Source organism: Bradyrhizobium sp. BR 1432, from assembly GCF_051547705.1.
GTDB lineage: Bacteria > Pseudomonadota > Alphaproteobacteria > Rhizobiales > Xanthobacteraceae > Bradyrhizobium > Bradyrhizobium zhanjiangense.
On sequence record NZ_JBPUGF010000003.1, the window covers coordinates 2,069,265 to 2,083,121 of the forward strand.

Annotated in this window: 6 protein-coding genes and 3 pseudogenes; all 9 read right to left on the bottom strand. The window is 66.3% G+C overall.

What is annotated here, in order from left to right; translation table 11 throughout:
* Positions 1 to 36: 36 nt before the first annotated feature.
* Positions 37 to 3,547, bottom strand: a pseudogene (gene addA, locus ACSKB8_RS09905) (double-strand break repair helicase AddA).
* Positions 3,541 to 6,687: a double-strand break repair protein AddB gene (gene addB, locus ACSKB8_RS09910; protein ID WP_438103817.1), complete on the bottom strand. Its 3,147-nt coding sequence runs from the start codon at positions 6,685 to 6,687 to the stop codon at positions 3,541 to 3,543. Before addB ends, addA begins: the two are co-directional and overlap by 7 nt.
* Positions 6,688 to 6,732: 45 nt before the next feature.
* Positions 6,733 to 7,572 carry a transposase gene (locus ACSKB8_RS09915; RefSeq protein WP_438110479.1) on the bottom strand — a complete coding sequence of 280 codons (840 nt, stop codon included), beginning with the start codon at positions 7,570 to 7,572 and terminating at the stop codon, positions 6,733 to 6,735.
* A 3-nt stretch (positions 7,573 to 7,575) separates the two neighbouring features.
* Positions 7,576 to 7,845: pseudogene (locus tag ACSKB8_RS09920) on the bottom strand (IS110 family transposase); the annotation flags it as partial.
* Positions 7,839 to 7,964 carry a hypothetical protein gene (locus tag ACSKB8_RS09925; RefSeq protein ID WP_438103818.1) on the bottom strand — a complete coding sequence of 42 codons (126 nt, stop codon included), beginning with the start codon at positions 7,962 to 7,964 and terminating at the stop codon, positions 7,839 to 7,841. The gene ACSKB8_RS09925 and the pseudogene ACSKB8_RS09920, both read right to left, overlap by 7 nt.
* Positions 7,965 to 8,295: 331 nt before the next feature.
* Positions 8,296 to 9,018, bottom strand: a complete 723-nt coding sequence (locus ACSKB8_RS09930; RefSeq protein WP_091882291.1) for a nucleotidyltransferase family protein — start codon at positions 9,016 to 9,018, stop codon at positions 8,296 to 8,298.
* Between the two features lie 124 nt (positions 9,019 to 9,142).
* On the bottom strand, positions 9,143 to 9,460 hold the full coding sequence (locus ACSKB8_RS09935; RefSeq protein WP_438103820.1) for a PilZ domain-containing protein: 318 nt from the start codon (positions 9,458 to 9,460) through the stop codon (positions 9,143 to 9,145).
* Positions 9,461 to 9,549: 89 nt separating this feature from the next.
* A pseudogene (tsaE, locus tag ACSKB8_RS09940) lies at positions 9,550 to 11,069 on the bottom strand (tRNA (adenosine(37)-N6)-threonylcarbamoyltransferase complex ATPase subunit type 1 TsaE).
* The gene (locus ACSKB8_RS09945) at positions 11,066 to 13,570 is read right to left on the bottom strand and encodes an ATP-binding protein (protein WP_438103822.1); all 2,505 of its coding nucleotides are present in this window, start codon (positions 13,568 to 13,570) and stop codon (positions 11,066 to 11,068) included. The pseudogene tsaE and the gene ACSKB8_RS09945 overlap by 4 nt, the downstream one beginning before the upstream one ends.
* Positions 13,571 to 13,857: the final 287 nt, after the last annotated feature.

Genomic DNA, 13,857 nt, shown 5'->3' on the forward strand with positions numbered 1-13,857 from the left:
GCGATCTGGAATCGCGCCCGGGATCATGGGGTCAACCTATGAACGGCTCCTTGCCGGGTCAAGGACGCTCACACCGAGATGAAGGGATGCCAGCGCCGCGTCCAGCGCGGGGGCTGAAATCTCCATATATTCAAGGGCCTCGGTCCAGAGCAGGACGGCGCGGATCGGCTTTTGGGGATAAAGCCTCGATAGCACCGCCCGGTACAGCGCGAGCTGCCGGACATAGGCGGCGGAAGCCTCGGCCGCGCTTCTGGGTGCCGCCTGGTTGGTCTTGAAATCGACGATCAGGACCTCCTCGGGGCGAACGACCAGCCGGTCGATCTGCCCCGACACCAGCGCCGGGGTGCGCTCCGGCCGCTCCAATTTACCGACGATGGCGACTTCGGCCCGGCTGCCGGCGGCAAAGACCGGGGCGAAGCGCGGCTCAGCGATCAAGGCGAGCACCTTGTCGGCCAGTGCGGTGCGGTCGGCCTCGGGCCAGTCCGAGGCATTGCGCGCCATGAAGTCGCGTGCGGCCTCGCGCCGGCGCTCGGCGGCGATGTCGGGCAGGGATTGCAGCAGCCGGTGCACCAGCGTGCCGCGTTGCAGCGCCAGCGCGCGGGACTGCACCGATTCGCCGGTGCGCACGCGGCGGCCCTCTTCGGCCGACTGGCCCGAGGGGCGCACGGGATCCTCGTCGATAATCTCGCGCGGGGCCGGCGCTCGCAGCCAGTCCGGCAAAGCAATTGTCTGGTCCACGGACGTCGCCGGCGCGCCCAGCGCCGCGACGTCTTCCGGTCGGGCGAATCGCGTCACCTTGCCGAGCGGCGTCTCGATGATCTGCTTGTCCAGGTCCGAGCCGGCGAGGCCGGTATCGACCAGATCGTACCAGCTCAGCTTGCGGACGGTCCTCATATTGCCGGGCATGCAGCCGCCGACAATCAACCGGTCCGCGGCGCGCGTCATCGCGACATAGAGCAGGCGGCGATATTCGTCCTCGGTCTCCTCGAGCATGGCCTTGCGCGCCTCGGCGACCGGCTTGGGATCGTCGGCCTTACGGCCGGCCCAGACCACCACCTCGCCGCCATTGCCGCGCGGCACGTGAATTAGCCGCAGCCGCTGCGAATCCGCGGGCGAGGATGTCGTGTCCACCATGAATACGACGGAAGCCTCCAGACCCTTGGCGCCGTGCACGGTCATCACCCGCACCTCGTCGCGCGAGATCTCCATGTCGCGCTTCACCTCGGTGTCGGCCGAACGCAGCCAGGCCATGAAGCCCTGCAGCGAGGCCGGCGCCTTGCGCTCATAGTTCAGCGCCAGCTCCAGGAACTCGTCGAGCGCGTCGTTGGCTTCGTGCCCGAGACGGCGCAGGATGCGTGCGCGGCCGCCATCGCCGCCGAGCAGCCAAGCGTAGAACGCGAACGGCGTCTCCTCGCGCGCGCGCATCTCGCAGGCTTCCAGGCGCCGCAATGCCGTGGCGAACTTCTCGCTTGTGTCCGCATGTTCGCCCAGCGCGCGGCGCAGCGATCCCTTGCGGTCCCAGGCAAGCGTGAACAGGTCGTCGTCATCGAGCCCGAACAGCGGGCTCTTCAGCGCCACCGCGAGCGCGAGATCGTCCTGCGGCAGCAGCCAGCGCGTCCGCAAGGTTCATCAGGTCGATGATGGCGATGTGCTCGGTCAGCTTGAGCCGGTCGGCGCCGGCGACCGGGACGCCAGCGTGCTTCAGCGCCTGGATCACGGCATCGAATGCGTTACCGCGCCGCCGCACCAGGATCAGCATGTCGCCATAGCGCAGCGGCCGCCGTTCGCCTTCGTGCCCCGTCAGCGTGCCGCTCTCGACCAGGTGCTTGATCTCGGCCTGGATGCGGCGCGCGAGTTTTACTTCGGGACTGGTGACGGCGACGCCGTCAAAGGGCGCACGCCAGCCCTCGATGTCCTGTCGCTCGTCGGCCTCCGCGAGGTCCCACAGCTCGATCACGCTCGGGCCTGCATCGGCGAGCGCATTGTGCAGGGGATGGCCGATCTCGACCGAGTGGATGCTCTTGTAGATCTGGGGATCGCGGAAGACGTGATCGACCGAGTGCAGGATCGCGGCGCCCGAGCGGAACGAATAGGTGAAGGCGACCGGATCGAACTTCAGCCCGGCCGCGGTGAATTTGCGGTGCAGCTCGCGCCGGCGCGCGTCGAATTCGCGGGGCGCTGCGCCCTGGAACGAGAAGATCGACTGCTTCTCGTCGCCGACCGCGAACACGGTGCGGTTCAGCCCTTCGCGCGCGCCTTCGCCTGCGGTGAATTCGGAGATGATGTGCGCAACGATGTCCCATTGCCGCGGGCTGGTGTCCTGGGCCTCGTCGATCAAAACGTGATCGACGCCGCGGTCGAGCTTGTAATGCACCCAGCCCGAGGAGACGCGGTCCAGCATCGCCAGCGTCTTGTCGATGAGGTCGTCATAGTCGAGCAGCCCGCGCTCCTGCTTCTCGCGGCGGTAGTTTGCGGCCGCCGCGGTCGCGATATGCAGCAGGGCCGCGGTGCGGTCACGCATGGTCACCGCGCGGCGCTTCTCGACCAGCCCACCGAGCCGCTGCGCCTCGGCCTCGAACAGGCGGGCGACGGACGGGTTGTGATCGCAAAACTTCTTGGTCAGCACGGCCTTGCGCGGCAGCTTGTCGTCGGTGAGGAAGACGCAGAGATAGGCATCGACCTGAGCGCCGCCGGAAAAGACTTTTGCTTCGCGGAGCCGGCCGGCCTGGTCGTTGTCCGATTTGCTGCCGTCCTCAAGCGCGAAGGCGATATCGTCCCAGCGCGATCGCGGCAGGAACGGACCGTCGAGAATCTCCGTCTCGACGTCCTCGATGCGGTCGCCGGCGTCGACGCCCAGCACCGCGGCCATCTGCGCCGCAGCGGCTTCGGCATTGCCGGCCTCGTCGGTCCAGGCCATGAAATGATCGCGGCTGAGGCACGCTTCGCGCACGACCTCCTTGAAGGTGACGTCGGCGGCGTTCGCCATCGCCGTCAACAGCGCGCGGCCTGTGACGCTCTCCGGATCACGCGCGGCGTCGAGCAGCACCTTCAGATTGGCGCGCTCCATCATGTCGGTCTGATCGCGTTCGTCGATCACGGCAAAGCGCGCGGGCACGTTGGCCTCGAACGGGAATTGCTGAAGCAAGCGGGTGCAGAGCGCGTGGATGGTCTGCACCTTCAACCCGCCCGGCGTTTCCAGCGCACAGGCAAACAGCTTTCGCGCCTCGCGTCGCAGTTTTGCGCTGGGGTGAGGAATGCCGACGGCGCGGATGGCTGCATCGAGCCCGGCATCATCCAGCGTCACCCAATGGCCGAGCGTGGTGAATACGCGCTCGGCCATGTTGGCAGCGGCGGCCTTGGTGAAGGTGATGCAGAGGATCTTTTCCGGCGGCACGCCCGACAGCAGCAGCCGGATGACACGCTGCACCAGCACATGCGTCTTGCCCGAGCCGGCATTGGCCGACACGAAAGCGGAGGCGGTCGGATCGGATGCGCGCGCCTGCCGCGCGCGCACCTCGTCGGGGATGGGGCGCGGCGCCTTCACCATTCCTCGATCCCCAATCCACCGGCCGCAGACCATTCCTTGATCCGGGCAAGATCGTCATAGGTGCCGTAGCGGTTCGCCCACATCGGCAGGTTCAGCGAGGTGTACGGCTGGTTCTCGTCCTCGAAGGCGCGAATCAGCGCCTCCAATTTGGCTCTGGCGTCGGCGGCGGCAGTGTCCGGCGGAATTGGCTCGTCACCTTTGTTTACCTTGAGCTGGAGGATGCGCTCTTCCCCGGCCGGATTGTTGCCGCTCAGGCGGACATAGACGAGCTGGCTGACCGACGCACCGGCGTGGATGTCGGGAAAGCCGCCTTCGCGCAGGATCGCGGCTTCCAGCGTCAGCTGCGGTGACAGGCCCATGCGGACCTGCTTGTCGCTTGGCGGCTGCCCGGTTTTGTAGTCGAGGATGGCATAGAAGCCGCCCTTGCGGCGCTCGATGCGGTCCGCGCGCGCAGAGAGGCGGAAGCTACGCTGATGATCGAGCACGATCGAGATCTCGCCGTGGGTCTCCGCCGTGATGGCCTCGATCGCATCGCGCCGCGCCGTCTCCCATTCACCGAACCAGCGCGCGATGCGCTGGAAGCGCGGCCACCACAGTGCCCGCGCCTCGGGGCGCTCCATCAGGGGCGCAAAATACTTCTCGCCGATTGCCCGCAGAACGCGGGCGGGATCGTCGGGCAGGCGTGCCGCATAGGTTTCCGTGAACTCGCCGAGTGCATCATGGATCGCCGAGCCGCGATCGGCGGCCGAGAGTGGCATGTCGACCGGATCAAGCGCAGCGAGACGCAAGATGAACTTTGCGTAGATCGTGTAGGGATCGCGCAGCCAGTCCTCGATGGCAGTGACTGACATGCTTGTCGGCCGCGTCGCGCGCGGAGGTCGCGGCTCGGGCTGCTTGATCGGCCTGACCTCGTCGGGCTGGTCCATTGCGCCGGCGAACTGCACGTATTTCTCGCCGGCGCGAACTGCCGCCTTCCAGAGATCATCGCCCGCCACCGCCTCGAGCCGGTGCAGGAAGCGCGACGCCACCGCCGGCGCGCCGCCGGCCTTGGCGGAATGGGTGAGGATCACCTCGTCGCCGCCGAGCAATTGCGCAAAGTCGTGCGCGGAGAGGCCGATGCGGCGCTCCGGCAGGTCGAGACCGAGCTCGTGCCGCATCGGCCGGCTGAGCCAGGGATCAATCCGCGGCGCCGGTGGCCAGACGCCCTCGATCAGGCCGCCAATGATGATACGGTCGGCCTGCATCAGGCGCGATTCCAGGGGGCCGTAGATTTGCAGCCGGGCGCCCGGCCTGTCGCGCCGCCGCACCGCGCGATCGCCGAACGCGGTCTGGAAGACATCGGGATAGTCAGGCAACGGCACCATCAGCCCGCTGGTCGTGCCGGCGCGCAGCAGGTCGTCGAAGGCGCTGGCGAGGGCGAGGCCTTCGCGCTCCTCGAAAGCGAGCGGAATGCCCTGCTCGTCGCGCGACAGCTCGATCATGATCTCGCGATGCCGGTGCGCGAGCTCGGCGAAGTCATACGGTCTTGACGAGGCCAGGCTCTCGATCGGCGCCAATGCTTTTTGCAAGAAATCGATCAGCGCCTGGATGCGGTCGAGGTCCTCGGCCTTGAGCCGCGCGCGCGGCTCGGCCTTATGGAGCGCGGAGACTTCGCTGCGCCACAGTTTTGCCAGCTCGTCGCGAAAGCGGTTGAATTCGCGCAGGAGGCCGGCCGTGCCTGCGGGTGGGCGCGTGCCGCGCAAGACCGCTAGTTCGAGGCCCTCGATCGCTGCCTTCCACGCACTGGGCGCACGGCCGAGCCGGCACAGCGGATGCTTCAGCATCGCCAAAAGCGTCGGCGGCTCCAGGCCCTTGGTCGCCGCCTCTGCCGCAAGGCGGGCGAAGACGCCGGCCGATGTTTCCATCAACACGTCGCCGCCGGAATCGTCGAAGGCGAGATCCCATCGCGTCAGCGCAGCCATCACCCGCCGCGCCAGCGCGCGATCGGGCGTCACCAGTGCCGCCGATTTGTCGAGGTGCCGCGCCTCGCGCATCGCGATCGCGATCGCGAGGGCTTCCATTTCAGGATTGGGAGCTTCCACGACCGCAAGATTCTTCATGCCGCCGGCGATCTTTGCGGCGACATCCGGCTGCTTCAGCCGGTCATGCCAAACTTCCGTCTTGGCCGAAGGTCGCATCGATTCCGACGCGAGCAGATCGCGGCCGCCTTCCGCCGGCGGCTGGAGAATCTCGACGTCACTGCGCTTGATGCCAAAACGCTGCAACAGCGCGTGCATGGCATATTGCGGATGGTTGGAGGCCGGATGCTCCGCGAATTTGCCGAGCGCATCGCGCACGCCGCCGATGGTGCGCCAGGCGTCATCGTCGAGATCGGTGTCGAGGCCCGGCAGCACCACGGCGCCATGTGGCAGCGATGCGACCGCATGGAGGAATTTTGCGGTGGCCGGCATCGAGCCGGTCGAACCGGCCGCGATCACCGGCCCGCTCGGATGCGCGGTCAACCGCCTGGCTTCCGCCGCGATCAGGAGATCGCGTCGCGCCGCTGGCTCGATCCGCTTGATCTCGGCGAGATGGCTGGGCCAGGCAATGCGCGCGATGCGCAAGAATTCGAGCGAGTGCTGCCAGTAGCGGTCGAGGTTATCAGGCACGAGCCCATCGAGCGCGCTCCAGTCGACGCCGCGCGTCACCATGTCGTCGATCAGCCGTGCAAGATCGGACGCCAGCGCCAGTGTCGAAGCTGGGCCGCCAACCACCAGCGGCGCCAGCACCGGGCCCTTGGCCCAGGCCGCCACGAGCTGCGCCAGCGTCAGCCGCCGTTCGAGCTCACCCAGCCGCGGCGGAATGTCGAGAGGTGTTGCACCTGAAAACTGCTCGCCCTCGTCGGCGAAGGCGAGCTCGTCCTCATCGATGTCACCGAGCGCGACGATGCGCGGCAGCACCACCGCGTCCGCCCTCATCTCATCGAGGAAGATCTCGCGCACCACGCGCATCGCGCGCCGGGTCGGCAGATACAGCGTGGCATCGGCAAGCCGCGCCGGCTCCTTACGCGCCTCGAAGCCATCGACGAGCCGACCGTCGAGCAGGGCCGCGACGACCGTGCGCAGGAACGGAACTGAGATGGGAACGCTGAAAACGCGCATGGGCTGCCTGATTCGGGAATCAGGCGCCAATATAGGGAGGCGAGCTCAAATGGTCATGGGTGTGGGCGAGGTCTTCCCCGCTGTTCGCGGCATCACCGCTCTCGTGCCCCGGACGCAGGTCTCGTCGCAACCATTAGAATGGTGGCTCGTCTGCGCCTGCCATGATGACGCCGTGCTCGCGTCCGTCAAGGCGTGGCCTGGCAACAGACCATGTGAGGTTCGAGCGAGCGACGGCCATCCTTGACGGACGCTGCGCGCGACGTCATGAGGGGCCGTAGGTCGGGACGAAGAAGCGCGTCCCGGTCGAACTAAGAAGCAGAAAGTGATCCTACCGGCGGTTCGCCGCACCACGGCGGTACCGCGGGCCACCACCGTGTTGGCGAAGATCAGCATCTTCCTGGCGCAGGCAACGAGCGCGCGCTTGTGTTCCTTTCCGGCTGCGGTCAGCCTCTGGTAGAGCTGGATCAGCTGCGGGTTCCATCGAAACGATGCAGCCAGTGAAGCCGTATAAAGGGCGCGACGCAGCCGCTTGCGTCCGCCCTCGATATGCCGCACCCCGACCTGGTCGCCGCTGTCGTCGTCATAGGGCGCCAGCCCGGCGAGAGCGACAGCTTGCTCCCGCGTGATCCGGCCGATCTCTGGCAGACGCACCAGGATGGCAACGGCGGTCGGCAGCCCGATGCCGTCGACGCTGTTGATCAGCGCAAGCCTCTTGGCAAGGTCGGGATGCTCGCGGAGCGAGGCGACCAGAGCCTTGAGTGCGGCCCTCTCACGTTGCTCCAGACGAGTGATATCTTTGCGCCAGAGCTGGTTAATCGCCACATTACGGCAGCTCTCGATCCTGTTCTTGAGGCGCGCAATATCCTCGCCGATCTGATCGATCATGGTCAGTTGCTCGGCGAATGGCAGCAACCGAGGATCGGGAGCGGCATGGATCTTCCGCACCGCTGCGGTGCAAGCTGCGATAAGGGCGGCATCGATCTTATCGTTCTTGGCTCGCTGCAAGTGGAATTTGGCATAGCCCCGGACCTGAGCCGGCTGAAACACCACAACCACAAACCCCTTGCGTCGCAGTTCGGCGACGACAGGCTGTTCGTAACCGCCACTCGCCTCGATGCCGATGCGTTTGACGCGCTGCTGTCGCAGCCACGTCAGCAAGCCTCATGGCCTTCCGCCGTGTTCTTCACCTGCAACTGCTCGCCGCGGCCCTCGATCGCCACATCGAGCTTCCGTTTGCCGGTATCGATCCCGGCACAGATCGTGCTATGCTTGGCCATCTTCGTCGATCCCTCCCTTGTTATGCGAACCTTAAGTTCGTTCAACCATTCGGGTCCCGATGAAGTGCCGATCGCGATCTCGCTACGTCAGACAGCCCTCAAGGCTTCGGTGGGTACCGATCCGATCGAACGGCGACCCAGCTCGGGCGGCTACCCGGGCTGGGCCATTCCTCACGGAACGGTTCAATATAACCGATCAGGCTAATACAAGGGTGGGCAAAGGCGCGCTTGCGCCGTGCCCACCACGTCTTTCACAGAGTTTCAGCTTGGGAGGTGGGCACGCTTCGCTTTGCCCACCCTACGGCACCGCGTCCGGGTCACGAGCTGCGGCTTACGCCACGCTCTCCAGAAACGCCTCTTCCGCCGCATGCACGGCATCAGGCGTGCCGACATGCATCCAGACGCCGTCGAGGCGCAGGCCGAACAGCCGCTCCTGCTCGTTGGCGCGATCGAACATTTTTGTCAGTGAGAATTCGCCCTTGGGCGCATCGGCAAAGATCGCGGGCGACATGATCGCCGCGCCGGCATAGACGAACGGAACGACCTCTTTCTCCTTGCGCTTGCGCAGGGCGCCGTCGGGCAGCATGCCGTAATCGCCACGGCCGCTATAGCCGATGCTGGTCGCGGTCGGCGCCATCAAGAGCAGAATGTCCATGCGCGCGGGGTCGAAGTTTTCCGCAAGCCGCGTCAGGTTGGAGCGCACGCCGTCGATCCACAGCGTGTCGGAATTGACGTGGAAGAACGGCGCATCGCCGAGCAGCGGCAGCGCCTTGACCACGCCGCCGCCGGTGCCGAGCACCTGGTCGCGTTCGTCGGAGATGATCACGCGCGGAGATTGGCGCGATGCGGTGTGATCGATGATTTGATCGGGCAGGTAATGCACGTTGACCACCGCCTCGGTCACGCCGGCATGACTGAGCTTGTCGAGCACGTGGTCGAGCAGCGGCTGGCCAGCCACCGGCACCATCGGCTTCGGCATCTTGTCCGTCAGCGGGCGCATGCGCAGGCCGAACCCTGCGGCAAGCACCATGGCTTTGGTCGGTTTGACGGACATTCTTCGCTTTCTCAAATCCCTTTATTTCACTTTCGCGGCAATCCTAGCATGAGCCTTGGCCCGCCGCACCGCATCCCAACCGCCTTAATCGCCCGCCGTGACGGTTATACGACGAGTGTTGCCGTCACGCCCCGATGGCTGTGGAGCGCGCCTTTTTCTTCTTGTCGCCGAGCTTGAGGAAATTGACGCCGATCTGGTCGCCATTGACCCAGGCCAGCTCGCAGCGCCGGTACGCGAGTCCGGTCGACGACAGCAGGAGAAAGAATTCCTTCAAGTGCAGGCCATCGACCGAGCCGTCGATGGTCAGCTTGGCGCCGGTCTCGGAAACGTCCTCCATGGTGCAGTCGCGCCGCCAGGTGCCGTCGATGCCCATCATCTGGGCCGGAACCCCGCGCTCGAAAACGACCCGGTTATTTCCGCGCTGATCCGCTTTCGTCGCCATCTGCCCTTGCTCCAGCCCCGTGACGATCCGGCTGCCTCGCCGCCAGAATAGCGACATCTTGGCTAACGGCCGGTAAATCGGGCCCCGGATTAGGGCTGCGGCGGCGGGACGTTGGCGAGATACCACTCGCGCAGATGGGTGAGCGCGGGATGCGCGAGCGAGCGCTGGAGATAGGTCCAGATCCGCGGCTGGTGACGCAGATAATGCGGCTTGCCGTCACGGCGATTGAGCCGGGCGAAGGTGCCGAGCAGGCGGGTGTTTCGCTGCACCGACATGATGGCGTAGAGCTCGGCGAAGCCGGCCGGATCGAAGCTGGCGTCGGCGGCGCGGCGCGCCTTGATGTAGCGCGACAGCAGCGTCAGCTCGAGGCTTTCCGGCACGTCGATGCGGGCGTCCTGGAGCAGCGACACCACGTCGTAGGATTGCGGACCGAGCACGGTGTCCTGGAAGTCGATCACGCCGACGCGTTCGATGCCGCTGCGATTGCCAAGCCAGATCAGGTTCGGCGAGTGATAGTCGCGGATGATCCACGTCCGCGGCGCCGCCAGCGGCTTCCTCAGCAGCTCGCGCCACATCGCGAAAAACTCCGCGCGCGCCTTCTCGCTCAGCGGCGCGTTGCGATCGGGCAGATACCATTCCGGCATCAACCCGATCTCGATCAGCAGCGCCTCGGTGTCGAAAGGGGGATGTCGTAGCTCTGGCCGGCCAGCGGCAAGGTTTCCGGCAGCGTCCTGCCGTGCAGCATGGCCAGCACATCGGTCGCAACCTCGTAGCGATCGGCAATCGGGCGCGGCGGATCGCCCTCGATCACGCCTTCGCTGCCGAAGTCTTCGGTGATCAGGAAGCCATGATCGAGATCGGAATGATGGATCGCGGGCGCGGAGATTCCTTGCGCGCGCAGGCCTTCGTCGATGGCGACGAACGGCTTGACGTTCTCGGCGAGATGCACCGCGGCGCTGTAGGACTTTCCGTTGTAGAGGGCCGCTCCGTCGGGCCGCTGCGGAAAGTTCATGAGGATGACGATCTCGTCGTCGCGCAGCAGCCGCGCATAGGAGCGCGTCGAGGCGTCGCCATTCATGCGCCGTCGCGTCGCGTCGATATAGCCGGATGCATCGAGGAATTCGCGCAGCGCCTGCAGCCGCGCGACCTGCGCGGCGCCCTTGCCGTAACCGGTGATGTCGGCCGCGCGTGCATTCGAGCCCAGCGCCGGCCGGTGCGTCAGCGCGATGTCGATGCGATCTTCCGGCATCGCCGACGGCGCACGCTCGGGCCATTCGATCAGAACGAGGGTGGCATCGGGGAGCGGCGACAGCCCGATCTCCTCGAGCTCGCTCTCGTCCTCGACGCGATAGAGATCGGCATGCATCACCGGGAAGGGCGGCAGCTCGTAGCCCTGCACCAGCGTGAAGGTCGGGCTCGGCACTTCCAGCGCGTCGTCGCCGGCGAGATAGCGGATCAGGCTGCGCGCCGCCGCGGTCTTGCCGGCGCCGAGATCACCGGTGAGTGTGATGACATCGCCCGGGCCGACCAGCAGCGCAAGGTCGGCCATCAATTGCGCAGTGGCCGTCTCGTTGTGAAGCGCGACGGAGAATGTGGTTGGTTCGGTCATTCGGCGGCGTCGCGATGCGCCGCCTGGTCGGTCGGGAAATCGCAGATCACGACCGTGCCCCGGCCGACGATCGAATCCACCCGCACCTTGCCGCCATGCAGCTCGACGAAGGAGCGCACCAGCGACAGGCCGAGCCCGGCGCCGCGGTGACGCGAGCCCTGCGAGCGGCTTTCGAACCAGTTGAACACCTTGTCCTTCATGTCGGCCGGTATTCCAGGCCCGGAATCTGTCACGGTGAAGACCACGCTGCGTTCGGTGCGGCGTGCGCTGATGCCGACGGTGGAATCCTGTGGAGAAAACCCGACGGCGTTGGCGAGGAGGTTATAGAGCACCTGCACCACGCGCTTCTCGTCGCCGATGAAGCTGCCGATGTCGGGCGCGATCTCGACCTTGAGGCGGATGCGGTCGGTGGCGAGGCGGTCCTGGATACCCTCGGCGGCGAGCTCGATGGTCTTGCTGACGTCGACCGGGCCGAGTTCCAGCTTCATCGCGCCGGCGTCGATGGTGGCGAGATCGAGGATGTTGTTGGTCAGCGCCAGCAGCGCGTTGGTCGATTTGGTGACGTAGTCGAGATATTCGGCCTGCTTCGGCGTCAGCGGCCCGGTTGAGGGATCGCTGAGGAAATGCGCGAAGCCGATGATGGTGGTGAGCGGCGAGCGCAGCTCGTAGGAGACGTGGTGGACGAAATCCACCTTCATCTGGTCGGCAGCCTCCAGCGCCTCGTTGCGCTCGCGCAGCGCGCGCTCGACATTCTCGGTGTCAGTAATGTCTTGGAACGTCGACATGGTCGCGCCGTCAGGCAGCGGGCGGATCATGCCATGAAGCACGCTGCCGTCCTTGCGTTCCAGCTTGAGCGGGATGTCGGCGCGGTTCTCGATCGAGGTGATGGCTTCGCGGATCTGGCGCCAGACGCCGGGGTCGTCGAACAGCTGATGACACCAGCCTTCGACCGTCTGGATATGCGGCTCGCCGCGCATGGCATCGCTGGACAGCTTCCACATCCGGGCGAAGGCCGGGTTGAACAGCTGCGCCTTGCCATTGCTGCCGAACACCGCGACGCCTTCGGCGAGGCTGTCGAGCGTCTCGCGCTGCACGCGGATCAGGCCGTCGAAGCGGCGGGCGAGGTCGAGGCTCTCGGTGACGTCGTCGAACAGATAGGTGACGCCGCCTTCCGGGTTCGGCGTGGTGACGACCGAGAGGGCGCGGCCGTCGGGCAGGAACCAGGTGTCCTTGGCGGTCTCGACCGCGCGGTAGGCCTCGTGCAGCTTGCCCTTCCAGGCGCGGAAGTCCGGCTGCTCCGGCAATTTGCGCGCGGCGCGGAGCTGGTCGAGCACGCTGGAATCATCAGGATTGGCGTCGAGGAAGGTGCGGTCGAGGTCCCACAGCCGCCGGTAGGAATCATTGTAGAAGGCAAGGCGCCGCTGACCGTCGAACACGGCAACGCCCGAGGAGAGCTGGTCGAGCGTACGGCGATGCGCCTCCGCCATGCGTACGAGCGCCGAGCTCAGCGCGTCTGCCTCGCTGGCATCGATGGCGACGCCGACGCTGCCGCTGCCGACATTGACCGCGCGCACGTCATACATGCGCCGCTCGCCGCCGATCACGATCGGCAGCCGCGAGTTGAAGTTGGCCGCGTCCTTCAGTCCCCGATCCATCGCGGTGCGGTCGGCGCTGTCGAGCAGCTCGAGCTTGCGCTCCTGAGCATCGGTGACGCTGTTCGCCTCGGTCGCGCGGACATAGGCGGGGTTGGCGTAGGTCAGTGCGCCGTTCTCGCCCTTGGCCCAGATCGGCCATGGGGAAGCGGCGGCGAAGCCGCGCAGCATCTCGGTCTCGTCGGAGAGCGCCTTGTAACGCAGATTGGTCTCGGCCAGATCGCGCCGCAGCCCAGAGAGTTCGCGAATCCTGACAATGGCCTGGCCGCCGATGGCGCGGCCGATGGCTTCCAGCGTATGGCCGTGCGCGGTGGTCAGCGTCAGTTGGAACCCGTCGCCGTGCTGGCGCAGCGCATCGACGGCGTGATCCATCTGCAGCGCGGGTTCCGGCGGCAGCCAGGTTCCGAATGCGAGCACGCGCTGCGGCGAAGAATTGCGCGGCAGCACCATCGAGATGTCGCCGGAGATCTGCGCGCGGTTGTCGCCGGCCGGCCAGGAGATCAGAACCTGCGGCTCGGCGAACAGCAGGGCGCCGAAGCGATCGGCCTGGAGTTGCAGTTCCCCGATCCGGGCGCGCAGCCGCGCCTCGTTGTCCGCCGTGCGCACGCGCGTGCGCATCAACAGGATCGCAGCCACCACCGAGAAGCCGAGCAGGGCCAGCGCGGTGGCGAGCACCGCGAGTTCCTGCCGGTTGAAATCCAGCATGATGGAGAGAGTATCGACGAGGTCGGCGGCCTCAGCCGGCGCAGCCGGCAGCAGCGCCGCGAAAGCGCTCCCCAACAAGCCGTTGCGCGCCAACGATGTGCACGACAACAGCGTCCGACGCATCGACACGATCACGCCTGACATAGTTGCCCCAAGATCGCACGGATTTGCGCGCGGCGACCCCCGTCGCGCGCGAATCAAAAGACAATACCCTCACCGCAACTCCGCCGGTAAGAGTCCAGATCGTGAACGCAAAGGCGGCCCCCCAAAAATGCCGGGCACGATGTTCCAACGCACGTAGTTCTTCGGGTGATTCAGCTGGAGCTGTCGCGCGTTAGCGGGGCAATGCGGAGTGCTTGCCTCGATGAAGGTACGCTCCCTCCCTCGCTTGCGGGGAGGGTTGGGGAGAGGGTGTCTCGACAATGGGACAT